Consider the following 22,830-nt stretch of genomic DNA (forward strand, 5'->3'; position numbering starts at 1 on the left):
GGCAGTTGGTTTCAGCAAAACGCCGCTCCGAATCCGGTTCGTGAGCGGCTTTTTTGTGCCCGAATTCTAAGGTCAGGACCCTAAAGGATGGCGACGATGACACAAATTTCAACGGTGGTTTTCGACGTCGGCAGGGTCCTTTTTGAATGGGACTTGCGGCATTTGTTCGCAAAGCTCCTCACCGATTCAGAGGAACTCGACTGGTTTCTGGCACATGTCGTGACTCCTGAATGGCATTTCCAGCATGATGCGGGCCGACCATTGGCGGACATGACGGCAGAGCTGACGGCGCAATATCCGAAATATGGCCCGTTGATCGAAGCATACCGCACGCGGTTCAACGAAACGATTCCTGGACCGGTGCCCGGATCGCTGGAAATTGTGGATGAGCTGGCGGCACAGGGCGTGCCGCTCTTTGCGATCACCAACTTTGGGGCCGAATTCTGGGACATGTTCCGCCCGACACAACCCATATTCGACCTGTTCGGCGATATCGTCGTATCCGGAGTCGAAAAATTGGTGAAGCCGGACCCGGCCATATACGCTCTTGCACTGAAAAGGTTCGATTTGGCACCTGGCGAAGCAATCTTCGTCGATGACAATCATGACAATGTCGTGAGTGCCCGGGCCAGCGGATTTGTCGCTCATCATTTCCGGGACGCCAAATCACTGCGTGCCGAACTGTCGGCTTATGGCCTATTGCTATGAATAGGTGGTAAGCAGGGGCGATTGTGAACGCGGATAGTCTTGCCTTCAAACCCCTTCCATTCCCTGCTTGTCTGTGCTTTAGAGCCTGCGACTCTGCCAGCTGGAAGGACGCATTTTCCCCATGAATATCCATGAATATCAGGCCAAGGAACTGTTGGCGAAATTCGGTGTTGCTGTGCCTAAGGGCATTGCCGCCATGTCGGTTGAAGAAGCCATCGCCGCTGCCAAGCAACTTCCGGGTCCCCTCTATGTCGTCAAATCGCAGATTCACGCTGGCGGCCGCGGCAAGGGCAAGTTCAAGGAACTGGGTCCCGATGCAAAGGGCGGTGTCCGTCTGGCGTTCAATCTGGATGAGGTTGAAGCCCATGCCAAGGATATGCTCGGCAATACGCTGGTGACTATCCAGACCGGCGAAGCGGGCAAGCAAGTGAACCGTTTGTACATCACCGATGGCGCCGACATTAAACAGGAATTCTATCTGGCGCTCCTCGTTGACCGTGCCACCAGCCGCATCGCGGTGGTCGCGTCGACCGAAGGCGGTATGAATATCGAAGACGTGGCCCATGACACGCCGGAAAAAATCCACACCATCACCATCGACCCCGCAACGGGTATCATGCCGCATCACGGCCGTTCGGTGGCAGCAACATTAGGCCTCACGGGTGATCTTGCAAAGCAAGCGCAGACCGTTTTGGCGGGCCTTTACGCCGCGTTCATCGGCACCGATGCCGAGCAGATCGAAATCAATCCGCTGGCGGTGTGTAAAGGCGCAAATGGCGACGAGCTGCTGGTGCTCGACGCTAAGGTCGCGTTCGACGGCAACGCCATGTTCCGCCACAAGGATCTGACCGAATTGCGCGACCTGACCGAAGAAGACCCGGCCGAAGTTGAAGCGAGCGAATATGATCTCGCTTATATCAAGCTCGACGGAAACATCGGCTGCATGGTCAATGGTGCCGGTCTTGCTATGGCAACGATGGACATCATCAAGCTGAACGGCGAATTTCCTGCCAACTTCCTCGACGTAGGTGGCGGCGCTTCCAAGGAAAAGGTAACCGCAGCGTTCAAGATCATTTTGAAGGACCCTGCCGTAAAGGGCATCCTCGTCAATATCTTTGGCGGTATCATGAAATGCGACATCATTGCCGACGGCATCGTTGCAGCGGCCAAGGAAGTGAACCTCTCGGTTCCGCTGGTCGTCCGCCTCGAAGGCACCAATGTGCAGCAGGGCAAAGACATTCTCGCTAATAGCGGCCTTCCCATCGTTTCGGCCAATGATTTGGGCGATGCGGCCGAGAAAATCGTGGCGGAAGTTCGCAAGGCGGCGTGAGGGGAACCGACAACCGCTTTGAAAGCTACTAAATAGACCACTTGACGTTCACGTAAACGTTAAGCATAGGCGCAACAGATTTGGCGGGCATTCACCCACCATGTGAGTCGGCAAGGAAGGATGAGCTATGAAAATCATCGTCCCCGTAAAGCGGGTCATCGATTATAATGTGAAGCCGCGGGTAAAGCCCGATGGCAGCGGCGTCGATCTGGCGAACGTGAAAATGAGCATGAACCCGTTTGACGAAATTGCGGTCGAAGAAGCATTGCGTCTGCGCGAAAAGGGCGTGGCGACCGAGGTTATCGCGGTGTCGGTTGGTCCGGACAAGGCGCAGGAAACCCTGCGTACCGCACTTGCCATGGGTGCCGACCGTGCGATCCTGGTGGTCGCCGAAGATGTCGAACCACTGGGCGTTGCCAAGATCCTCGCCAAGATCATGGACGAAGAACAGCCCGGCCTTGTCATTTTGGGCAAGCAAGCGATTGACGACGACAGCAACCAGACCGGCCAGATGCTGGCTGCGTTGACCGGACGTCCGCAGGGCACCTTTGCAAGCAAGGTCGAAGTCAGCGGCGATACAGTCCATGTAACCCGCGAAGTCGATGGCGGCCTTGAAACCGTCAGCTTGAAGATTCCGGCGATTGTTACCACTGACCTGCGCCTGAACGAACCACGCTATGCGTCGTTGCCGAACATCATGAAGGCAAAGTCCAAGCCGCTCGCGCAGAAGACCCCTGCCGATTATGGTGTTGACGTCGCCCCGCGCCTGAAGACACTGAAAGTGACCGAGCCGCCTGTACGCAGCGCCGGTATCAAGGTTGCCGATGTCGACGCATTGGTCGCGAAACTCAAGGAAATGGGAGTAGCAGCATGAGCATCCTCGTTTTTGTAGAGCATGACAATGCGTCTTTGAAGGACGCAACTCTGGCAACGGTTACAGCCGCAGCGAAGCTGGGCGAAGTCCATGCGCTGGTCGCCGGATCCGGCTGCGGCGCCGTGGCGCAAGAAGCTGCGAAGATTGCTGGCGTGACCAAGGTCCATGTGGCCGACGATGCGGCCTATGCCAACCAGCTTGCGGAAAATGTCGCGCCATTGATTGCGGCGTTGATGGATCATCACGATGCCGTCCTGTTTCCGGCGACCGCACATGGCAAAAACATCGCCCCGCGCGTTGCGGCCCTGCTCGACGTGATGCAGATCAGCGACATCCTCTCGGTCGAAAGCGCCGATACCTTTACCCGCCCGATCTATGCCGGCAATGCGATTGCGACCGTGCAGTCATCGGATGCCAAGAAGGTCATCACCGTGCGCGGCACAGCCTTTGCCAAGGCAGAAACCACCGGCGGTTCGGCATCGATCGAAGCCGTATCGGGCAACGGAGACGCCGGCATTTCCAGCTTCATCGGCAGCGAGATCGCCAAGCAGGAACGTCCTGAACTGACATCGGCGAAGATCATCGTATCGGGTGGCCGCGCGCTGAAAGACTCGGCGACCTTCAACGAAGTCATCCTGCCGCTCGCCGACAAGCTCGGCGCAGGCGTCGGCGCCAGCCGCGCTGCGGTCGACGCAGGCTATGTCCCCAACGACTATCAGGTCGGCCAAACCGGCAAGATCGTCGCCCCCGAAGTCTATATCGCGGTCGGCATCTCCGGCGCGATCCAGCATCTGGCGGGCATGAAGGACTCCAAGATCATCGTTGCGATCAACAAGGATGAAGATGCCCCCATCTTCCAGGTCGCCGACATCGGTCTGGTGGCTGACCTCTACACCGCAGTGCCGGAGTTGGTGGGCAAGCTCTGAGCAGCACGAGCTTTTGAAATACCGAAAGGGGCGGTCAGCAATGGCCGCCCTTTTTTGTGGCGGAATCACTAACACATCGGTTCGAAATGGATAAAGCTGAGTCCAATTATGCTGTTGTCGAACGGCGATTTGTTTGTTAACTATCTGTCATGAAAAAGAAAATTGGTTTATTACTGGCCTTTTCCTTGATAATGACGCCAGCAACGGTTCAATCCGCCGAAGAGCCGTTGCGCCTCAAAGCCACGTCTTCATGGCAAATTGACTATGCCGATGATAGGTGCCGTCTTGCCCGCCGATTTGGTGCAGACGAAACGACCGTCAACATTTTTCTAGACCGCTATGGACCGGATGAGAGCTTCCGGCTGACGGTTGCGGGTAAGCCCGTAAAAACCGGGATTCTGAAGGCGGAAGCCGCCATAACGTTCGGACCTTCAGAAAGCCTGCAAAAAGTTAATTTCAACAATGGCACCAGCGGTGAAATGCCGGCTTTACATTTTGCCAATCGGATCAGAATTGGGCTCCCTTCAGAAGAAGAACTTGCCGCAGAGGCAAAACATAATGGAAGCTACTTGGAGTTTGAATATACACCGATCAGCGACGCACGCCAAAAAGCGGTTAGATATCTGCAAATCGGAAAACCTCTGCATCAGAGCGTTATTTTGGAAACAGGGTCTATGAAAGCACCGCTCGATGCGCTTAATGCCTGTATCGATGATTTAATGGGCCACTGGGGCATTGATGTCGAAAAGCACAAGAATCTTAAACGCCCTGCGAGTCCGACCAAATCGCCATCCAAATGGATTATGTCTTCGGACTATCCTTCAAATATGCTGGTTTCAGGCCAGCCTGCAATCATCGAATTTCGATTAAGCATAGGCACCGACGGCGTTCCGACCCATTGCCATGTTCAGGCAACAACCCGGCCCAAAGCTTTTGATGATGCCGTTTGCAAGTCGGTGATGCGAAGGGCGCGTTTCGATCCGGCGCTCGATAGTGAGGGCAAGCCTATTCCCTCATTTTATCGCAACACCGTGCATTTCCAGATTCCCTGACGCAGTTGCATGCCGAGGGGAGCTTGCGCCTCCCCTCTAAATGCCCGATGGCGCAAGTATGACCCGTGTTTCCATCACCGCCACCCTAAATTACCACCTGCCCAAACCCGCCGACGTTCTTCTCGCCGTGGAAGCTATCCCCATGGACGACCAGCGCCTGCTGACCGATTTGTTGAAGGTCAAGGGAGACTGTTCCCCGCTGACGACGATCGATGGCATGGACGGACTTGGCCGCAGGACATGGCTGCATGCCGAGGGACGGATCGACATCGTCTATACCGCCACTGCGGCAATCGACCGTGCGCCGACGCAAATCGCCGGACTTGATACCGTTGCCCATGCCGAATTGCCGCCTGCCTATATCCAATATTTGATGCCCAGCCGCTATTGCCCGTCGGACCGGCATGAAAATTTTGTCGCGAACCGCTTTGACGGCCCGGGCAAGGGCGACCGCATTTTGCAGATGGCGGAATGGATTTACGACAATATCGAATATGCACCGGGTTTTTCTGGATCAGGTTCGACGGCAACTGACACATTCATTTCGCATCGGGGCGTCTGCCGCGATTTTGCCCATCTCCTGATTGCTTTTGCCCGTGCGGCCGATGTGCCCGCGCGCATGGTGTCCTGCTATGGTCTGGGCATAGATCCGCCCGATTTTCACGCCGTAGTCGAAGTATATCTGGAGGGGCGCTGGCATCTGATCGACCCGACGCGGCTGGCCCCGGAAGAACATCTGGTCCGCATTGCGGTGGGCCGCGATGCCACAGATATCAGCTTCATGACCATTTTCGGAACCGCCAACCTGATTTCGCAGAGCGTCAAGGTTGAGAAAAGTGTCTTGCCGCAAGGCGACCCGCCTGTTATAACGACCGTATGAACGATACGGTTAAAATCATAAAAGTCGGTAATAGTGCCGCAGTCATCCTGCCCAAGCGCGACCTGGATCGCTTGCAAGCGAAAGTGGGGGACGTCCTTAGCAAATCTGACACCGCGACGGGTTTCGAGCTTAAACCGCATGATGTAGATTTCGATGCTCAGATGAAAGCCGCGCGAGAGATAATGGCGCGACGTAAGCGCGCACTGCGTGAACTTGCAAAGTAACGACAATGTCGCAAAAATGGATTTGGGTTGCCCAAGAGGTAGCCGTAGCCGTGCATGCCGAGCAGCTAGCCGAGTTTGGCGGTGGTGAAGGCGTCCGGGATATTGGTTTGCTCGAAAGTGCGATGGCCCGCCCTCAAAACCTCGCACAATATGGCAGCCCCGACATGGCGGAATTGGCGGCAAGCTATGCATATGGCATAGCCCGAAACCATCCTTTTATAGACGGGAACAAGCGCACGGCGGCAGTGGTCAGCGAAGCATTTCTTATGCTGAATGGTGCGACGCTTTTGGCTACCGATGCCGAGTTGGTCGTTGCGTTCGTCGCCCTCGCCGCTGGTGAATTATCCGAAGACGAACTCACCGACTGGTTTCGCCTCCACCTCGTCTAAGGCAGCAAATCTGCCGGTTGCGTCGGTTCGCTCAAGATCTTTTCCATCCGCTGCCACCGTGTTGTAGGATCGGTACTACCGCGTTCGATATACCCACGCACCAAATCCTTCCCCCAGCCATAATTGATGACATAGCTGCGATAATGGTCGGTGAAAGCCACGGACTGTTCGGCGCGCGCTGGTGACAGCAGCAAATATTTCTGCGTCAATTCCAACGCCTTTGACCGGTCGATTTCGCCATCGAGATACATTTTGGCGATGGTCAGACGCGCACCTGTGAGTGCTTCGGTCATTTGCTGCATGTCCCAATAGTCTTTGGCTGTTCGCGGATCAAGGCCCGCCAACGGGTACAGGACGTCACGTTCAAAGGCCAACCGCTCCGGGCCCGGAAAGGCCAAATCAATGCCATAATTGGCGCTACCTTCGGACAGGACGCTGGTCGGGCTATAGAGGGGATTAACCTCATATTCCTTCCAGCCTTTGGCACGCGCCAGCCGCTCTTCGACCAACAGGTTCAAAACATGATGCCCGGGATATCCTTCGTGGCATCCCAGATCGACCGCCCTGCTGATGCGGATCGGTAAATCGGTATTGATCTGGATCAGGCTTTTATAATTGCCTTTATAATAGTTATAACCCGACCATGTTTTGCCTGTCACAAATTCCATCGTAAAGGCTTCGCCTTGTGGCAAAGTGATATATTGCGCCGTCCGCCGCTTGCATTCGGCAATCGCAGCGTCAAAAACGGTTTGCAGTTTTTCTTTCGGAATTGTGAAGCGTTCGTTGAACGCGTCAACGCGGTTTGGCAAAGGTCCTTTACCCGGAATCAATTTTTCCAGTCTGGCGAGCAGGTCTTCAAAATGTGCGAGCGGCTTGAGCTCCGGCTCGGTTGCAAATTGCCCTTTCGCTTCCTCATTAAAGGAAAATTTTCGTCCTCCCAGCATTTGCAAACGCGTTTGCGCCGCAACAAGCATACCGCGAATGGCCAATGCACGACGACGGTCGGTATCGTTCGTCAGCACCGATAATGTGCCGTCGACTTTGTCTGTCAAAGCACGGGCATCCTTAACCAGTTCTGCCAAACTGCGCGGTGCGGACTTGGCCAATTCTTGCCGTTCAGCCGGTCCATAATAAGCGTCGACATATTCGGCTTCGTGCGTGCCAGCTTCCAGCGTCAATTGGATATATGCATCCGCTATGTCATTGAGCACGACAGGCTCTGCAGATTTGGGCATTGCCGCAAAAGCAGGGGTTATCGTCAATAATGCCAGCAACATGTGCCGAAATTTCATCCTATTCTCCGGACTTTGTCAAATTGGTCGATGCCAGACGCAACAGACCATAACCACAGATCGCTGACAAGAGCGAACCCATCAGAACCCCGATCTTGACCGCATCCCCCTGTTCGGCATCGGTAAATGCGAGACCGCCGATGAACAGGCTCATCGTAAAACCAATGCCGCACAGAAGAGCAACGCCGTAAACCTGAGTCCAGTTTGCATCCCTAGGCCGCGGCGCGATGCCCATTTTCACGCTTAGCCACACGCTGCCAAATATCCCGAGTTGCTTACCAAGGAACAGCCCTAGGGCGATGCCCAGAGGCAGTGGTGCCATGAGCGAAGCGGGGGTTACGCCGTCCAACGATACCCCGGCATTGGCGAACCCGAAGATCGGCACGATCAAAAAAGCAACGGGCTTGGCCAATGCGTGCTCCAACCGGTGCAAAGCCGAATCGGCCGCGTCGGGAGCCGCCAATGTGCGCCGGAATGGTATCGCAAAGGCCGCCAGAACACCCGCTATGGTGGCATGGACACCCGAAAGCAGCGTTGCATACCAGAGCAATGCTGCAAGAATCAGATAAGGCCAGAGAATTGTGACCTTGAACCGGTTCAACGCCATCATCGCTATCCATAAGGTCAGCGCCAATAGCAGTGCCGTCAGATTCAATTCCGCTGTATAAAAAAGGGCAATAACCGCAACCGCGCCCATATCATCGACGATCGCAACCGTTGTGAGGAACAGTTTAAGTGAGGCGGGTGCCCGGCTCCCCAAAAGCGCGAGGACTCCTATGGCGAAGGCAATGTCGGTCGCTGCGGGAATGGCCCAACCGCGAACCAATTGAGGATCGCCTCCGGCAAAGACAAGATAGACCGCCGCCGGAACAAGCATTCCGGCGGAGGCCGAAATGACGGGCAAGCGGCGGTCGGCCCAGGTCGACAAATGCCCATCGACGAATTCTCGTTTGATCTCGAGCCCGACCAGCAAGAAAAATAGCGCCATCAAGCCGTCATTGATCCACAGATGCACCGTCATCGGGCCAAGTTTTGGTGACAGTTCCGGCCCTGTTTCGGCATGAATAAGGTGAAAATAATCACCCGCAAACACAGAATTGGCCAATATCATCGCCAACGCCGCTGCGGCCATCAAAATAATCCCGCCCGCTGCTTCGCTGGCGAGAAATGTCCGTAAAGCGGAGCGCCCTGCCCCCGAAGTTTCAAGTTTTCCCATTGCGCTCGTCTATGCATCCGCTCCTTAGCCTTGGCAAGCGGGGGACATTTTGCCGCTCAATTTCCTTGTCTTGATATTTATACAAAGTATTACAATGTATAAGATGATATATGCTCTCGCAATTTTGGAGTCCATTCAGGACGAATTGCTCTTGTTCGGAGCGTTCTGGTTTCTTGTGGGCGCTCTTGATGATCTGTGCATCGATGCGGCGTGGGTCGGCATCCGTGTGTTCCGCCATTTCCGGACACCACAAATGTTGGAGGTGCCCGATCAGCCAGCCCCGGGGCAGGACGGCCCAATGGCGATTTTTGTTCCTGTCTGGGCCGAAAGCGCTGTCATCGGCACCATGTTGCAAAACTGTCTGGACAGCTGGAAAGACAGCCCGTGCCGCTATGATATTTACGTTGGCCATTATCCCAATGATCCAGCGTCTTTTGCCAATATCATGCCAATTGCAAGCCATGCGCCGCACATTCGTCCTGTCATGCTGGACCATGATGGACCGACCACCAAAGCGGATAGCTTGAACGGCTTATGGGCGGCGTTGGTCAACGACGAAATTACGAGAGGATACAAGGCCAAAGCGATTATTCTGCATGATGCCGAAGACGCCGTACATCCCGATGAAATGGCCATTTTCGACCGGCTCATCGGGAAATATGAGGCGGTCCAATTGCCGGTCATTCCGATACGAACGCGGAAATCGCGATGGGTAAGCGGCCATTATTGCGATGAATTTGCAGAATCGCACGCCAAGACGATGGTCGTCCGGGAGGCGCTGGGCGCCGCTCTGCCTTTGGCCGGGGTCGGCTGTGCCATTGAACGGGGCACTCTGGGCCGCATTGCTGCGCAAAACGGAGGAAAGCCATTTGACGAAAGCAGCCTGACCGAAGATTATGAATTGGGCTTGCGAATTGGTGCCCAAGGTGGGCGGACCACGATGGCGCGACAGATTGGGCATGACGGCCGGCTGGTTGGGACCCGGTCGTGCTTTCCTGAAACGCTATCGGCGTCAGTCCGGCAAAAGAGCCGTTGGCTGACCGGCATCGCGTTTGCGGGCTGGGATAGATTAGGCTGGAACGGTGGCTTCGCGCAGAAATGGATGTTGCTGCATGATCGGCGATCGATATTCGCGGCGCTTGTTATCTTTTTGGCCTATTTTGGCATTGCCTCTTTCCTGTTCGGGCAGTTTTTCAACATCCAGGGCGCATTTGCGTCCCGACAGATGCCACCTGTATTGAACTATCTTTTACTGGTGAATTCCCTGTTCCTGTTTTGGCGACTGGGCGTAAGGGCGGCATTTGTAGGTTCAATTTACGGCCCGGTTGAAGCACTGTTGTCGATACCGCGCGTTGTTGTGGGAAATCTAATCGCGATTTTATCCGCACGGCGGGCGTTTGCGACCTATTTGCGACATTGCTTTGGCGCGCCATTGCGATGGGACAAAACCGACCATGTTATCGTGCCCGTCATTCCCCGCGGCACATACTGACATGCAAGGGTGGCAGTTTCGTTTTCTGGCCACTCTGTCGCTATTCTGGGTGACCGCCCGGGTTGGAATTATCGCACTCGATCTAAATCCCAATCCAAGCGAAATACGGACGCCGATCACAGAGCAAAAGCGCATCCGGCCCGCTGAAGCGGTGATCCTTCCACCCAGTCCAATGGCGCGCGTACATTATCAGCTATTATCAAAACCAGACAGGATGGACGCACTCGTCCATAAAATCGAGCGGAGCGCGCGCGGCTTTGAAATTCACGAGGAAATCAAAAATGCACCTGTTGCCGAAGAGGGCGAAGGGACATTAGAACTGACGAAATGGTCTGGTCCGTTGCGAACATCGGAACCTCGACCTGCGGCTGTGACATTTTATGCCTACAGCTTTTTTAGGGTACATTCATCGCGAGGTGCGCTTTCGACGGCCGGACAATATGGCGGTAGCCAGAGCGGATTTGTGGTCGCCGTTCCTTTGGTTGCGCCAAACGATACCAACTCCGAAGCCAAATTTGCCCTGCAGTTGCGAGGTGCCTTGGCGCATCATGACCCAAATGAGCGCGAATTTTCGGCAGGATTACGATGGCGATCGACCGGCAAGGTGCCGCTGTCGTTCACCCTTGAGCGCCGCTTTCGTAACGACCGAGTTGACGCTTTCAGCGCGTATCTGGCGGGGGGTAAAACCATTGATTTGCCCTTCCAATCCCGATTGGAAAGCTACGCACAAGCCGGGTACATAACAGGTAAGGCCGGCGGCCCTTTCTTCGATTTTTCGGCGCGTGCGGCCCGCAAATTGGGTGCATCCCCGGTGACTGCCGGATTTGGAGTTTGGGGCGGAGGACAAACCGGCATTTTTCGCATCGATGCGGGCCCGACCATCGCCCATACATTCGAGATTGCCGACACCCGATTTCATGTCAGCGCCGACTGGCGTACCCGGATCGCAGGCGATGCAGCACCCGCCAGCGGCCCAGCTGTGACATTGTCCACCAGTTTCTGAGACCCGGTCTTTATCCTGCCCCGAAAACGGGTTAGGGTCATAGATAACAACCCATGGATATCTATCTTCCCATCGCCAATTTGTCCGTCAATGCCTTTGTCATCATCCTCCTGGGTGGTGCGGTTGGGATGCTTTCGGGAATGTTCGGTGTGGGCGGGGGCTTTTTAACCACACCCTTGCTGATCTTTTATGGCATTCCTCCTACCGTGGCGGCTGCATCTGCGTCCACACAGGTCACAGGGGCGAGCGTGTCGGGTGTCTTTGCACATATGAAACGCGGCGGGGTGGATTTTCAAATGGGCGCCGTGCTGGTGGTCGGCGGAATGTTCGGCACGGCTGCTGGTGCGGCGATATTCGAGATTTTGGAAGCACTGGGGCAGATCGACACCGTCATCAACTTATTATATGTGCTTATGCTGGGCAGCATCGGTGGATTGATGGCCAAAGAAAGCCTGTTGAGTGTCCTCGCGCTGCGTGCAGGCAGACCGCTTCCGGCGGCCAAGCGGCGGCATCATCCGTTGGTCGCAAGCCTGCCGATGCGGTGGCGTTTCTATCGGTCGGGCTTGTATATCTCGCCGCTCGCGCCTTTAATCCTTGGGTTCATTACAGGTATCATGACGATGCTGCTCGGCGTTGGTGGTGGCTTTATCATGGTCCCTGCCATGCTTTACTTGCTCGGCATGGGCGCGCAGGTCGTGGTCGGTACATCCTTATTCCAGATTTTGTTTGTGACGATGGCTTCCACCATGATGCACAGCCTGACCACCAAGGCGGTCGATATCGTGCTCGCGGTATTTCTGTTGATCGGAAGCGTTACGGGCGCGCAAATTGGTGCCCGATTGGCGCAACGGATGCGGCCCGAATATCTGCGCCTGTTGCTTGCGGCAATTGTCCTGATGGTCGCCATCCGCATGGCTTTGGGCCTTGGCTGGCGGCCGGATGAAATCTATACGGTGCAGGCGTTATGAGATGGTTGCTCGCGCTCATCCTGTTGACCATGCCGACCGCCATTTGGCCGCAAGCGGTGCCAAAGCTTGTCCCCGATGTGTCGCAACGCCAGATCAATATCCAGTCCGGCTTTACCGGCGCGGAACTGCTGCTATTCGGCGCGATCATCTACCCCAGAGGCGTGGCTCCGGAAGGACAGGTGGATGTGGCGGTTGTTTTGCGCGGCCCGGCCCGGCCGATCACCTTACGTGAAAAGCGACAGATTGCGGGCATCTGGATCAATGCCGACAGCAGCGATTTCAGATCGGTGCCGGCCTATTACGCAATCGCATCATCGCGTCCCTTAAGCACCATCGTCGACAGCAAAACGGCGGCCATTTACGAACTTGGCCTTGATAAATTGCAATTATCCCCCAGCGGCGAAGTCGATGCGAAGGAACAGCGGCGTTTCAGCAACGGCCTTGTTGACCTGAAACAACGCAATGGCCTGTTCCGCCAGGAAGCGGGATCGGTCGAAATTACCGATCAGGTATTGTACCGTGCCCGCCTGAAAATCCCGTCGAGCGTTCCGGTCGGCACCTATGTCGCCGAAACCCTGCTGATCCGCGACGGCCGTGTGATTGTTGCCGATGACAAGGTCGAAGTACGCGTCCGTAAAACCGGCTTTGAACAACTGGTCACAATATTGGCCAAGGATTATTCCCTGTTCTACGGCGCGATGGCGGTGCTTGTATCCTTGCTGCTTGGCTGGTTTGCCGGATATATTTTCCAGCGTATCTGACGCAAAAAGTTGATATCGGATAGTAAATATATCTTTACTTTCTATCCCTAGGGTCGGCCCCAACATAAAGGGCTTTTCGGCAATGGATATCAGCGGCAACCATCAATTCTCTTCAGCGCAGCCTTTGGACAGCGGCGGCATGTCGGCGGTCAACGCCGGACCAGTGGCGATGGCACCAGCCGCACGTGCGGCCGTGCCGGAACCTTCCAACGGGTCGACATTGCATCATATCGGTTTTGTCATGGAAATCGCGGGATCCGGATCTCAAGTGACGCTGGATGCCGGTGTATTAAGCGATCTCATCGGCCATCACGACCCCAGCATTGCAATGGCGGGACAAGTAGGGAGCCAGATCAAAATCCGCGTCGGCAGCACATGGCTGCTCGCCAGCATCCGCACGCAAAAGCTGCATGAACGTGAACAGGGCGTCATTTTGGCGGCTGTCGACTTTCTGGGCGAAGGCGATGAAGAACGTCTGACCGGCAAAATCTATAACTTCCGCCGCGGTGTCACGCGCTATCCGGTCCCCGGAAGCGAGGTCTATGCGGTTTCCAGCCCTGATATGAAGCAGGTGTACGCCGCCGACGCCCGCGCCCATGTCGAAATAGGCACTGTTTTCCCGACCAAGGACATTCGCGGAGCGCTCTATGTCGATGCCATGTTGGGCAAGCATTTTGCTTTATTGGGGTCGACCGGTACCGGTAAGTCAACCAGCGCTGCGCTGATCCTGCACAAGATTTGCGATATCGCACCCGAAGGCCATATCGTGATGATCGATCCGCATGGCGAATATTCAGCGGCGTTCAAGAAAAACGGCGCGCTGTTCGATGTGAACAACCTCGCCATGCCCTATTGGATGATGAATTTCGCCGAACATTGCGAAGTATTTGTAACGTCCACCGGCGACGACAAGCAAATCGACAGCGATATTTTGGCCCGGTGCCTGTTGCAGGCCCGGTCGAAAAACCGGATCGCCGAAAGCATCGGCAAGCTGACCGTCGATGCACCGATCCCGTATCTGTTATCTGACCTGACCAACATCATCCAGACCGAAATGGGCAAATTGGACAAGGCCACCAACAGCGCACCGTTCATGCGGTTAAAGGGCAAGATCGAAGAACTAAAAGCCGATCCGCGCTATAATTTCATGTTCTCCGGCATGCTGGTGGGCGACACGATGGCCGATTTTGTCGGCAAGATTTTCCGCCTGCCTTCGGGTGGAAAGCCGATTTCGATTATCGATGTGTCGGGCGTTCCATCCGACATTACCTCGACCGTGGTTGCCGTTTTGTCGCGGCTTGTCTTTGACTATGCCATCTGGTCGCGCAACGAACCGCAACGCCCCATCTTGCTGGTTTGCGAAGAAGCCCACAGGTACATACCGTCCGACCGCGTATCCAAATCCAGCGCGGTACGATCCATATTGGAACGGATCGCCAAGGAAGGCCGTAAATATGGCGTGTCGCTGGGCCTGATTACACAGCGTCCGTCCGATCTGGCCGAAGGTGTGTTGTCGCAGTGCGGCACGATCATCTCGATGCGCCTGAACAATGACCGTGACCAGGCCTTTGTCCGGGCCGCCATGCCCGAAGGTGCCCGCGGCTTCCTCGATTCCATTCCCGCACTGCGTAACCGCGAATGCATCATCTGCGGCGAAGGTGTCAGCATCCCCATCCGCGTCGCGCTCGACAATCTCGAGGAAGAAAAGCGCCCGGCATCCGAAGACCCGCTATTCAGCGTACTTTGGCAGGAAACCGGCGGCGAAAGCGAGATATTGGAACGCGTGGTAAGAAGGTGGCGCGCGCAGGGGCGGTAGTACGGAAGCAACCCATAAAGACGAACACACGAGCTATTCATAGGATATCCCTATGAACGAATGGCGGTTTTCAGTGTGCCGGGCAGATGGCGGGAATGTTAGTAATGTTGTGGAAAACGGAACAGGGTTAAAGTTACAAGCCTTGGGGAAATAAGATGTCGTCCACCCCCCCGTCACCCGGGACAAGTGTCCGGTTTTCAGGGTGTCCGAAAAGTATCCGTAACGTCTGGAATGTTGTGGAGTCCGGAACGTCGGCTTTTGGGGGTGCATGCTCCGATAGCAGACAGATTAGAGCTGCTACCAATGGAAGCGTCTCAACGAGAAGATGCAGATAGAGCTTCCCAAAACACTGACCTTTTTTGGTCATTGTTCGCCTCGTCTCCGGCGCGGAGTTTCATACAGCCAAGCTTGTTATGAAAATATGTTCCGCTCGGTAAATCCTGAGTTGCCGCGATCAGCGTTGCCTGTGCCCCCAGGAAGGGCGAGATCATCAGTCGACGTTTGAAAAAGCCTACGATTCCGTCGATCTTGCCTTCCAGTTCGGTTGCAACAACACCCGGATGGACGGCGACACAGACCAAATTGGGATAGCGAGTGGTAACTTCATAGTGTTGCCACAAATTGCCGAGTTTGCTCCGGCTGTAAGCCGAAACCGACCGTCCGCGAAAAGCAAAATCGGGCGTGCAATCATCCGAAAGTACGTAGATGTCGCCGGTTGTAAATATGATCCGTGCATCTTGGTCCAGACAGTCGCTGGCCATAAATGCCTCAAAAAGCCGATGATGGCCGAGGCAATTGACCGAGAAACACAATTCAATCCCTTCGTTGTTTCGGCGGCATTTCGTCTCAGAGATGCCAGCATTTGCACAGAATATATCTATCGTTCCGTTATGACCTTGCCACTTATGTTCGAGAACCGCGTCGGCAATTGAATCTTTATCCGCGAGATCAAGAGCTAGGAACGAGATACGCCTCCCCGTCTCTACGGAAATTTGTCGACATTGAGCGTGCGTGTCTACATTGCCCCGCGCGGCGACAATTACATCTGCGCCTCGCTTCGCCAATCCTTTGGTGATTTCCAGTCCAATTCCCCGGTTGCCGCCAGTGACAAGCGCCAGTTTTCCCACAAGGCACTCCGTTTCGGGGCACAGCATAGTGCTCGACTTTTGTCTGAAAATTGAATTTGCAACGCGAAGATAACTATTCTTCAATGGCGTGTGGCATCGGCCACCGTCAAAACAGGTCGGCATGTTGTGAGTGTCCTTTGGTATGACGGCTGACTATCGATAGATCATCTTGATTCGAAGCGTCGCTCCATCAGTTGCAACATCAAAAGCCGCGTCCTTGAATTTTGGTGCAGAGAATTTCGGCGACACATTGTTCGAAAATCCAAAGCCTTCCGATGGAATACCGAGGAAGTTCATATCGAGCTTGTTATTCGAATTGCTGTCATGGGCGATTGCAATCGCATAGTCGCCGGCGGAGACATTTTTGAACAGGCACGAGCCCCTGCCGCCGCTGATCGGCGCTGTTTCTGATTTGAAATATCCGCTGCGGGGAAACTTCGATTTTGCCTTGAACAAGCGGCAAATTATCTGGCCGTCGCGCGACCTGACTCCATCAATTTGAACCGAGACATCCCCGGCGAGTGCAGGCGCTGCGATGCCCGCCAGAAGCAGAGTGGCGACTGCCCTTGCGAATCATGCTAAGCAGGAAGACCTCATGATCGAACTTTCAATGTTACAAAAAATGTAATATGTAATTTCGTGAGGTGAGTCAACAGTGAAAGGCTTTTGAATTGGAAACACGCGAGCGCATAATGGAGCAGATGCTGATCCACGTTCACCGCTACGGGCGAAAGCGAACGCGCATTGTCTCGCTTGCCGAAGATATGGGGATGTCTCACGCAAACATCTACCGCCATTTCAACAACAAGATCGAAATTCTGGACGCGCTGGTGCAAGATTGGCTGAGGGCAGCGGACGATTTGATTGATGAGGCCGCGACTCAGCAAAAATCCCCGGCGAAAATATGCACAGCGATCGTCATCGCCTTACATAGATATCTGAGATGCAAGTTGGAAAATGAGCCAGCTGCTATCGAGGTTTTTCGACATGCCTTTTCGGATCATCCCGAAGCGGTTGCAAACCACCTGACCGGGCTTCGGCTCAGGATCGGCCTGCAAATAGCTGATTATGCGGACAGCATCGGGGAAACGGCGCAAGAGAAAACAGTGAGGCTGGATCTTATGACAACAGTCCTTGAGCCGTTTCTTAATCCCGTTCAGATATTTGAGCGACAATCAGAAAATGACGAACAGCAACTGCAACTGCTAATGGCACAATTTTTTCCCGAATGAAGAGGTTGGCGACTATCGAGGAGTTATTCGAACTCGTGGGTTAGGGCGACAAGGGTCACGGGAACGGGTCGACAACCCGGGAATGATGTCCGCTTTCAGCACTAGCTGCTGATCCTGCGAATGTCCGCAATGGCGTCGATTGCCGACAGTCCGCTTTTATCATATTTTGCCGAAAATCCGCCTTTCGTTCACCCGATGAATAAACGGCAGGTATTGACGGCGTGAAATAGTGGCCTGAATGGCAGCTTTGTTGTGGAGTGCTGACTGTCTGCTTTTTCAGACGGAAGTTGGCAACAGGTCGTTCGTTCAGCTTCTGACTTGCGAGAGGGCGACCCGGTTCCCTTCGCTGTCTTCAAATTCAGCAACGAATCCGGCTTCACCAATATCCTTCTTTTTATAGAGAATTTTTGAGCCGCGCTGCTTCGCGTTTCGCAGAACCACGTCGATGTCAGGAACGTCGAAGTAAATAATCGCGCCTTCTTTAGATGGTTTGTAAGCATCCCCCTTCGCAAGCGCACCGCTAGCACCTGCTGCACTGTCGGCGCGGGGGAAGAATGCCATATCGTAGCCATCAACTTCTTGTCTGATAAGCCGGTAGCCGAAGACCCCTTCATAAAAGGTTTTTGCCCGGTCCATATCGTTTACTGGTATTTCGAAATGAAAGACGGGATTGCTAAAGGCAGGTGCTTCCTGTTTGTGTTGACTCATGTTCTTGTTTTCGCTCTTAGCGTTGCAACCGGCCATTATCGACGCAACAGCGACGATTACCACAAATCTCCGAAGACGTGCTGTCGATTCCATAATCCGCTTATCGATCATCTCATCGAGTGAAGCAACGTCCCGAAAAAGCGATGGCTTGCGCCATAGCTCCGGCTGAACGATACGTAACTTATGCCCCGGACCGACCCATTCCATCTGATTCTCGCGAACAATCTGCTGCAGAATATCATCAATTTCACGGTCTGGTTCGCGGTGACCTTCTGGGCCTTTCTGGAAACGCGATCGGTATTCGTCACCGGTATGCTTGGCGGCATCTATCTCGTGTTGACCGCCACGTTCGCGATCTGGTTTGGCAGCTTAGTGGATCATCACCGCAAGAAGCGGATTATGCTGGCATCGAGTGCGGGGTCGTTCCTGCTGTATGCGCTCGCGTTTGCGGCTTATTCACTAACCCCGAATAACGAGCTGGCACGGCTTGATAGTTTCAGCTTGTGGGGTTTTATCCTTCTTGTGATGCTGGCAGTGATCTGCGGAAACATCCGAATGATCGCATTGCCGACGCTTGTCACTTTGTTGATCGAGGAAGACAGGCGTGACAAAGCCAATGGGTTGGTCGGCATGGTGAACGGGATAGGGTTCCTGCTAACCTCAGGCATTAGCGGCTTTCTTGTTGCGTGGGACGGAATTCGCGGCACGCTGGTGCTAGCGATCGTTTTCACCGCACTTGCTTTCCTCCATCTCCTGACGGTTCACATTGATGATCCGGAGCCGGCTTCATCGCTGCCCGGCGAGCGCAAAGAGGTAGACCTGAAGGGTACCGTCCGCGTAATCAAAGCAGTGCCCGGACTGGTTGCGCTGATCCTGTTCTCGACTTTCAACAATCTTCTGGGCGGCGTGTTTATGGCGTTGATGGACGCCTATGGACTGTCACTCATGGAAGTGCAGGAATGGGGTCTTCTCTGGGCATTCGCCTCCAGTGCTTTCATCATCAGCGGGCTGGTGATCGCAAAGATCGGCCTCGGTAAAAACCCGGTACGCACACTGTTGCTGGTTAACCTGATCACTTGGGCCGTAGCCTGTATATTCACGATCCAATCGTCGATCCTGCTCCTCGTTATAGGCTGCGTGATTTGGATGTTCTTTGGCCCCTATGCCGAAGCGGCCGAACAAACGACGCTTCAAAAGGTGGTGCCTTACGAACGGCAGGGACGGGTATTCGGTTTCGCGCAATCAGTTGAACAGTCTGCTGCGCCGTTGACCGCATTTCTGATTGGCCCACTCACGCAATTTCTGGCGATCCCGTTCATGACGAATGGGGCAGGCGTAGAAGCGATTGGCGATTGGTATGGCACCGGACCCGATCGCGGCATGGCCTTGGTTTTCACAGCAACCGGCATGCTCGGCGTCATACTGACGCTTGTCGCGCTAGGTTCGCGATCATACCGCCAGCTTTCAGCTGCATATGCAGGCGCACCGAACAAAAGCGCCCATTAAAGATGCAGTTGCGATTCCCCAGAGAAGAGGCATTGGTTGGTGGTCGGACAATGCTGAACGTAAGGCCGGTTTCAATTGCGTGGGTCCAGCTCGGGAATGGCGGCTTAGTTGTCGATTGCCGACAGTCCGCTTTTATCATATTTTGCCGAAAATCCGCCTTTCGTTCACCCGATGAATAAACGGCAGGTATTGACGGCGTGAAATAGTGGCCTGAATGGCAGCTTTGTTGTGGGGAGCTGACTGTCTGCAATTGGGCCGCGATCGGTAAAAGCCGACATTGCCTTTATGGCAACGACTGGGCAGTTTTCTGTCCGGCGGACTTGCAAGAAACCCAGGTTTCAACTGCAATTCGGCAATCGACCTTACGCAAAAATCAAAATTAAAGAAGATCATCGGAGTGCCGTTCAATAATTCATGAACCATCAATTGAAAGCCGGGTTTGATTCTAGTGAGCTGCTGGATGAGGAAACACGTCTCGATATTCTGGATCAACTCAAAATTTTGGACACGCCAAGCGAGGCTGAATTCGACGCGCTGACCCGCTTGGCAGCGTTTGTGTCAGGTTGCAAAATCGCGCTGATTTCATTGATTGACAGGGATCGGCAGTGGTTCAAAGCTAAGTCCGGCCTTTGCGTAGTACAGACGTCCCGCCAAGATGCTTTTTGTGCACACGCAATACGGGAAAATAGGGTGATGATCGTCCCAGATGCGCGAAGCGACCCACGCTTCTTCGGCAATCCTTTAGTTACAGGCGAACCCAACATTGTATTTTATGCTGGAGTGCCGATATTTGTTCAGAGCGAGTTTTCCTTAAAGCATCGCCCAGTCGCAATCGGAACGCTTTGTGTGATCCATGATGAACCCCATCAACTGTCGTCCGGCCAACTAGCAGTTCTAAAGGATCTCGCTAAGCTGGTAGAAGTAATGATCGAGCGGCACGCATCAAAGTTGAAAATCGCAAATCTCATTGATCAAGGCGCAGAGCACATTCGACAGCTGAGCATCCGAAATCGCCAATTCCGCCAAGCCGAGCGCATGGCGAATATGGGCTCTTGGCGTTTCACAATTGACGACAACAAAACCCATTGGTCAGAACAGGTTTATGCGATCCACGGCCTTCCCCTCGGCACCCAGCACTTGATTGAGGATGCTCTTGATTTCTATCCCGGCGAGGCCCGCATCGTCATCTCAAATGCGCTGACACATGCCGTCGAGACCGGTCAACCGTTCGAGGTCGAAACAGATTTTGTAACCGCGCAAGGCGAACCAAGGCGCGTGCGAAGTATTGGCGAAGTTGAATTGCATGAGGGTAAACCGGCTTCCGTGATCGGTGTCTTTCAGGACATCAGTCAACAACATGAGTTGGAGGCACGCCTCCGCCGCTCTGCATATAACGACGATCTGACCGGGCTGCCGAACAGGGCACATTTCAACGAATATTTGGACTGCAACCTTGAGAAAGCAGCAGTATCTGGAGGCCCGGTCGCATTGTTGCTGATGGATCTCGATGGCTTCAAGGCGGTCAATGACAGATGTGGTCATCTGGCTGGGGACGAGGTTCTGCAGGAATTTGCCAAAAAATTGTTGTCGTCTCTTCCGCGCAATTCATTTTGTGCGCGATTGGGGGGTGACGAGTTTGTTGCAGTGATTAGCGACCCCGATGCATTTGGCAGTCTTAAGTCACTTCTGGTTCAGCTACTGACTGACCTAAGGATAAAAACTCCATATTCCACTGGTTCGTTGGATGTGTCAGCAACAATTGGTGCAATTCAATGGACCAAGCAAATTTTAAACAGAAGCGAGCTTCTCCATCGCGCAGACATTGCGCTGTACAGCGCGAAGCGTGCTGGCAGAGGTTGTGCAAAAATTGACGGCGTGAGGGGCTTCATTAAGCGCTGTTAACGTCGCGCGATGGCTGGAATGAAGACCGTAAATGGACACCACCCCATCAACGATACTGTGCCATAACGCAAACATTCAAGCCGAACAGGCTGTTCGCGGACAGCTCTGAAACTTGTCATTCATGGGCTCCGCAAACCTGCTGAACGAACGACCGGTTTTGACGACTAAGTTCGGAGCAGCGAACGGCAGCTATGTTGTCGTATCCGAAACGTCCGCTTTTATGCAGCAACCTCTCAAAAGCAGACAAAGGCAACTCCATTTCCCCTTGCAATGTAGGATTTGATTTGGGAGCGTCGATTGGCCAATCCGCATGGACTGGCGCGGCTCTTTCTCAGTGTCGAGATGTCCCGAATGTTGGAGGCCAACCATGCCCGGTTAGTTCGCAAAGGTTACATGATGGAGTGCGACATGCGTAATTTTTGTCAATTTAAGATGCCGACGCTTCATTTAGGCCGTGAACTCATAAATATCGTCGTCGAGGTTTGAGGCCATTTTGCTTGAGGCAAGGAAGGAAATCGCCGGGATATGGAAGAGGGAGATAACGGACTGGCCGCATTCATTTTTTCGTTTTCTGTAATAGCTACCTTGACACACCATCTAATCGTTACTACAAAATAATATGATCATCGTCTGGGACGAACCAAAGCGGCTGGCGAATATCGACAAGCATGGAATCGATTTTGCCGACATCGACGAAGATTTCTTCCTTTCAGCGATTGTGCGTCCGGCCAGGGACGGGCGTTATGCCGCGATCGGCGAAATGGACGGTATGATCGTAGTTATTTTTGTGGTGCTGGGCAGCGAGGGCATCTCGATTGTATCTGCCCGCCCCGCCAGCCACCGGGAAAGGAGTTTACTGGCATGAGCAAAAAGAAATATTCAGCGGATGACCTCGCCGCCGTCAGCGACAATCCCGAATGGACCGCCGACGATTTTGCAAAGGCCGTTCCATTCGATCAAGCCTTTCCGGACCTTGCGGCGACAATACGCGGTCGGGGAGCACAGAAGGCGCCCACCAAGGTGAGCACAACGATTCGTCTTTCGCGCGATGTTATCGACCATTTCCGCACCACTGGAACCGGCTGGCAAGCGCGCATCGACAAGGCATTGAAGGAATGGATCGCGGCGCATTAAAGACGGCCTCCGCCCCTTGCAATGTAGGATTTGATTTGAGAGTGTCGATTGGCCGGTCCGCATGGACTGGCGCGGCTCTTTCTCAGTGTCGAGATGTCTCGAAATTCGATCGTCCCTGCATGCCCGGTTAGTTCGCAAAGGTTACATGATGGAGTGCGGCGCAGCCCCTTGAACTCATCTATCCATGTGTCGAGGATAGAGATTATGACGCGAGCTGCGTTCTTCAAAATCTTCGCGTTCTTCGCGTGAAACAAACCACATGACGCCGGAGCAGCGGCGTTCAGCTGTCA

Annotated in this window: 23 protein-coding genes; 18 read left to right on the forward strand and 5 right to left on the reverse strand. The window is 54.2% G+C overall.

The annotated features are described in order from the left end of the window. The first annotated feature begins 96 nt into the window (after positions 1-96). From ACKVOS_RS07560 to ACKVOS_RS07595, 8 genes are all read left to right on the forward strand, one after another. Positions 97-708: an HAD family hydrolase gene (locus tag ACKVOS_RS07560; RefSeq protein ID WP_409211405.1), complete on the forward strand. Its 612-nt coding sequence runs from the start codon at positions 97-99 to the stop codon at positions 706-708. 121 nt (positions 709-829) lie between these two features. Beyond that, positions 830-2,038 carry an ADP-forming succinate--CoA ligase subunit beta gene (sucC, locus tag ACKVOS_RS07565; RefSeq protein WP_409211406.1) on the forward strand — a complete coding sequence of 403 codons (1,209 nt, stop codon included), beginning with the start codon at positions 830-832 and terminating at the stop codon, positions 2,036-2,038. A 127-nt stretch (positions 2,039-2,165) separates the two neighbouring features. Continuing rightward, positions 2,166-2,912, forward strand: coding sequence for an electron transfer flavoprotein subunit beta/FixA family protein (locus ACKVOS_RS07570; protein ID WP_409211407.1), 747 nt, complete (start codon positions 2,166-2,168; stop codon positions 2,910-2,912). Further along, positions 2,909-3,838: an electron transfer flavoprotein subunit alpha/FixB family protein gene (locus tag ACKVOS_RS07575; RefSeq protein WP_409211408.1), complete on the forward strand. Its 930-nt coding sequence runs from the start codon at positions 2,909-2,911 to the stop codon at positions 3,836-3,838. The genes ACKVOS_RS07570 and ACKVOS_RS07575 overlap by 4 nt, the downstream gene beginning before the upstream one ends. A gap of 149 nt (positions 3,839-3,987) precedes the next feature. After that, positions 3,988-4,890 (forward strand): energy transducer TonB, encoded by a 903-nt coding sequence (locus ACKVOS_RS07580; RefSeq protein ID WP_409211409.1) that lies wholly within the window; start codon positions 3,988-3,990, stop codon positions 4,888-4,890. 58 nt (positions 4,891-4,948) lie between these two features. Continuing rightward, positions 4,949-5,770: a transglutaminase-like domain-containing protein gene (locus tag ACKVOS_RS07585; protein WP_409211410.1), complete on the forward strand. Its 822-nt coding sequence runs from the start codon at positions 4,949-4,951 to the stop codon at positions 5,768-5,770. After that, positions 5,767-5,994 (forward strand): AbrB/MazE/SpoVT family DNA-binding domain-containing protein, encoded by a 228-nt coding sequence (locus tag ACKVOS_RS07590; protein ID WP_409211411.1) that lies wholly within the window; start codon positions 5,767-5,769, stop codon positions 5,992-5,994. Before ACKVOS_RS07585 ends, ACKVOS_RS07590 begins: the two co-directional genes overlap by 4 nt. Positions 5,995-5,999: 5 nt before the next feature. Further along, entirely contained in the window at positions 6,000-6,383 is a 384-nt protein-coding gene (locus tag ACKVOS_RS07595; RefSeq protein ID WP_409211412.1) for a type II toxin-antitoxin system death-on-curing family toxin, read from the forward strand. Here the strand turns inward: ACKVOS_RS07595 and ACKVOS_RS07600 are convergent. Together ACKVOS_RS07600 and nhaA are read right to left on the reverse strand one after the other, a co-directional pair. Beyond that, positions 6,380-7,675: a hypothetical protein gene (locus tag ACKVOS_RS07600; protein ID WP_409211413.1), complete on the reverse strand. Its 1,296-nt coding sequence runs from the start codon at positions 7,673-7,675 to the stop codon at positions 6,380-6,382. The genes ACKVOS_RS07595 and ACKVOS_RS07600 overlap by 4 nt on opposite strands. Position 7,676: 1 nt before the next feature. Next, positions 7,677-8,891, reverse strand: coding sequence for a Na+/H+ antiporter NhaA (gene nhaA / locus ACKVOS_RS07605; protein ID WP_409211414.1), 1,215 nt, complete (start codon positions 8,889-8,891; stop codon positions 7,677-7,679). Between the two features lie 103 nt (positions 8,892-8,994). On the opposite strand from nhaA, the gene ACKVOS_RS07610 reads away from it, so the two are divergent. The 5 genes from ACKVOS_RS07610 (at position 8,995) to ACKVOS_RS07630 (ending at position 14,931) form a co-directional block, all read left to right on the forward strand. Continuing rightward, positions 8,995-10,383: a glycosyl transferase family protein gene (locus ACKVOS_RS07610; RefSeq protein ID WP_409211415.1), complete on the forward strand. Its 1,389-nt coding sequence runs from the start codon at positions 8,995-8,997 to the stop codon at positions 10,381-10,383. 1 nt (position 10,384) lies between these two features. Further along, a complete protein-coding gene (locus ACKVOS_RS07615) occupies positions 10,385-11,386 on the forward strand; it encodes a hypothetical protein (RefSeq protein ID WP_409211416.1) in 1,002 nt (333 codons plus the stop codon). A 53-nt stretch (positions 11,387-11,439) separates the two neighbouring features. Then, the gene (locus ACKVOS_RS07620; RefSeq protein WP_409211417.1) at positions 11,440-12,354 is read left to right on the forward strand and encodes a sulfite exporter TauE/SafE family protein; all 915 of its coding nucleotides are present in this window, start codon (positions 11,440-11,442) and stop codon (positions 12,352-12,354) included. Next, positions 12,351-13,115: a TIGR02186 family protein gene (locus ACKVOS_RS07625; protein ID WP_409211418.1), complete on the forward strand. Its 765-nt coding sequence runs from the start codon at positions 12,351-12,353 to the stop codon at positions 13,113-13,115. The genes ACKVOS_RS07620 and ACKVOS_RS07625 overlap by 4 nt, the downstream gene beginning before the upstream one ends. 169 nt (positions 13,116-13,284) lie before the next feature. Next, the gene (locus tag ACKVOS_RS07630) at positions 13,285-14,931 is read left to right on the forward strand and encodes an ATP-binding protein (protein ID WP_409211447.1); all 1,647 of its coding nucleotides are present in this window, start codon (positions 13,285-13,287) and stop codon (positions 14,929-14,931) included. A 314-nt stretch (positions 14,932-15,245) separates the two neighbouring features. On the opposite strand, the gene ACKVOS_RS07635 is transcribed toward ACKVOS_RS07630, so the two are convergent. Together ACKVOS_RS07635 and ACKVOS_RS07640 are read right to left on the reverse strand one after the other, a co-directional pair. Further along, positions 15,246-16,085 carry an SDR family NAD(P)-dependent oxidoreductase gene (locus ACKVOS_RS07635; protein WP_409211419.1) on the reverse strand — a complete coding sequence of 280 codons (840 nt, stop codon included), beginning with the start codon at positions 16,083-16,085 and terminating at the stop codon, positions 15,246-15,248. Positions 16,086-16,211: 126 nt separating this feature from the next. Then, positions 16,212-16,610, reverse strand: a complete 399-nt coding sequence (locus tag ACKVOS_RS07640; protein ID WP_409211448.1) for a DUF2141 domain-containing protein — start codon at positions 16,608-16,610, stop codon at positions 16,212-16,214. A gap of 140 nt (positions 16,611-16,750) precedes the next feature. Here ACKVOS_RS07640 and ACKVOS_RS07645 point away from each other — a divergent pair, with 140 nt between their 5' ends. Then, positions 16,751-17,290, forward strand: coding sequence for a TetR/AcrR family transcriptional regulator (locus ACKVOS_RS07645; protein WP_409211420.1), 540 nt, complete (start codon positions 16,751-16,753; stop codon positions 17,288-17,290). 306 nt (positions 17,291-17,596) lie between these two features. On the opposite strand, the gene ACKVOS_RS07650 is transcribed toward ACKVOS_RS07645, so the two are convergent. Beyond that, positions 17,597-18,205, reverse strand: coding sequence for a VOC family protein (locus ACKVOS_RS07650; RefSeq protein ID WP_409211421.1), 609 nt, complete (start codon positions 18,203-18,205; stop codon positions 17,597-17,599). Between ACKVOS_RS07650 and ACKVOS_RS07655 the strand changes: the two genes are divergently transcribed. The 4 genes from ACKVOS_RS07655 (at position 18,182) to ACKVOS_RS07670 (ending at position 22,540) form a co-directional block, all read left to right on the forward strand. Beyond that, positions 18,182-19,504 carry an MFS transporter gene (locus tag ACKVOS_RS07655; protein WP_409211422.1) on the forward strand — a complete coding sequence of 441 codons (1,323 nt, stop codon included), beginning with the start codon at positions 18,182-18,184 and terminating at the stop codon, positions 19,502-19,504. The genes ACKVOS_RS07650 and ACKVOS_RS07655 overlap by 24 nt on opposite strands. Before the next feature lie 414 nt (positions 19,505-19,918). Next, complete coding sequence (locus tag ACKVOS_RS07660; protein WP_409211423.1) at positions 19,919-21,406, forward strand: diguanylate cyclase domain-containing protein; 1,488 nt, start codon at positions 19,919-19,921, stop codon at positions 21,404-21,406. 619 nt (positions 21,407-22,025) lie between these two features. Continuing rightward, positions 22,026-22,271, forward strand: a complete 246-nt coding sequence (locus ACKVOS_RS07665) for a BrnT family toxin (RefSeq protein WP_409211424.1) — start codon at positions 22,026-22,028, stop codon at positions 22,269-22,271. Further along, positions 22,268-22,540 (forward strand): BrnA antitoxin family protein, encoded by a 273-nt coding sequence (locus ACKVOS_RS07670; RefSeq protein WP_409211425.1) that lies wholly within the window; start codon positions 22,268-22,270, stop codon positions 22,538-22,540. The genes ACKVOS_RS07665 and ACKVOS_RS07670 overlap by 4 nt, the downstream gene beginning before the upstream one ends. The last annotated feature ends 290 nt before the right edge of the window (positions 22,541-22,830 follow it).

It is taken from the genome of Sphingorhabdus sp. (assembly GCF_046154385.1).
GTDB lineage: Bacteria > Pseudomonadota > Alphaproteobacteria > Sphingomonadales > Sphingomonadaceae > Sphingorhabdus_B.

Coding starts and splice junctions, on each gene's coding strand:
- ACKVOS_RS07560 (WP_409211405.1), top strand. CDS start 97: ATGACACAAATTTCAACGGTGGTTTTCGACGTCGGCAGGGTCCTTTTT.
- sucC (WP_409211406.1), top strand. CDS start 830: ATGAATATCCATGAATATCAGGCCAAGGAACTGTTGGCGAAATTCGGT.
- ACKVOS_RS07570 (WP_409211407.1), top strand. CDS start 2,166: ATGAAAATCATCGTCCCCGTAAAGCGGGTCATCGATTATAATGTGAAG.
- ACKVOS_RS07575 (WP_409211408.1), top strand. CDS start 2,909: ATGAGCATCCTCGTTTTTGTAGAGCATGACAATGCGTCTTTGAAGGAC.
- ACKVOS_RS07580 (WP_409211409.1), top strand. CDS start 3,988: ATGAAAAAGAAAATTGGTTTATTACTGGCCTTTTCCTTGATAATGACG.
- ACKVOS_RS07585 (WP_409211410.1), top strand. CDS start 4,949: ATGACCCGTGTTTCCATCACCGCCACCCTAAATTACCACCTGCCCAAA.
- ACKVOS_RS07590 (WP_409211411.1), top strand. CDS start 5,767: ATGAACGATACGGTTAAAATCATAAAAGTCGGTAATAGTGCCGCAGTC.
- ACKVOS_RS07595 (WP_409211412.1), top strand. CDS start 6,000: ATGTCGCAAAAATGGATTTGGGTTGCCCAAGAGGTAGCCGTAGCCGTG.
- ACKVOS_RS07600 (WP_409211413.1), bottom strand. CDS start 7,675: ATGAAATTTCGGCACATGTTGCTGGCATTATTGACGATAACCCCTGCT.
- nhaA (WP_409211414.1), bottom strand. CDS start 8,891: ATGGGAAAACTTGAAACTTCGGGGGCAGGGCGCTCCGCTTTACGGACA.
- ACKVOS_RS07610 (WP_409211415.1), top strand. CDS start 8,995: ATGATATATGCTCTCGCAATTTTGGAGTCCATTCAGGACGAATTGCTC.
- ACKVOS_RS07615 (WP_409211416.1), top strand. CDS start 10,385: ATGCAAGGGTGGCAGTTTCGTTTTCTGGCCACTCTGTCGCTATTCTGG.
- ACKVOS_RS07620 (WP_409211417.1), top strand. CDS start 11,440: ATGGATATCTATCTTCCCATCGCCAATTTGTCCGTCAATGCCTTTGTC.
- ACKVOS_RS07625 (WP_409211418.1), top strand. CDS start 12,351: ATGAGATGGTTGCTCGCGCTCATCCTGTTGACCATGCCGACCGCCATT.
- ACKVOS_RS07630 (WP_409211447.1), top strand. CDS start 13,285: ATGGCACCAGCCGCACGTGCGGCCGTGCCGGAACCTTCCAACGGGTCG.
- ACKVOS_RS07635 (WP_409211419.1), bottom strand. CDS start 16,085: ATGCTGTGCCCCGAAACGGAGTGCCTTGTGGGAAAACTGGCGCTTGTC.
- ACKVOS_RS07645 (WP_409211420.1), top strand. CDS start 16,751: ATGGAGCAGATGCTGATCCACGTTCACCGCTACGGGCGAAAGCGAACG.
- ACKVOS_RS07655 (WP_409211422.1), top strand. CDS start 18,182: ATGCCCCGGACCGACCCATTCCATCTGATTCTCGCGAACAATCTGCTG.
- ACKVOS_RS07650 (WP_409211421.1), bottom strand. CDS start 18,205: ATGGAATGGGTCGGTCCGGGGCATAAGTTACGTATCGTTCAGCCGGAG.
- ACKVOS_RS07660 (WP_409211423.1), top strand. CDS start 19,919: ATGAACCATCAATTGAAAGCCGGGTTTGATTCTAGTGAGCTGCTGGAT.
- ACKVOS_RS07665 (WP_409211424.1), top strand. CDS start 22,026: ATGATCATCGTCTGGGACGAACCAAAGCGGCTGGCGAATATCGACAAG.
- ACKVOS_RS07670 (WP_409211425.1), top strand. CDS start 22,268: ATGAGCAAAAAGAAATATTCAGCGGATGACCTCGCCGCCGTCAGCGAC.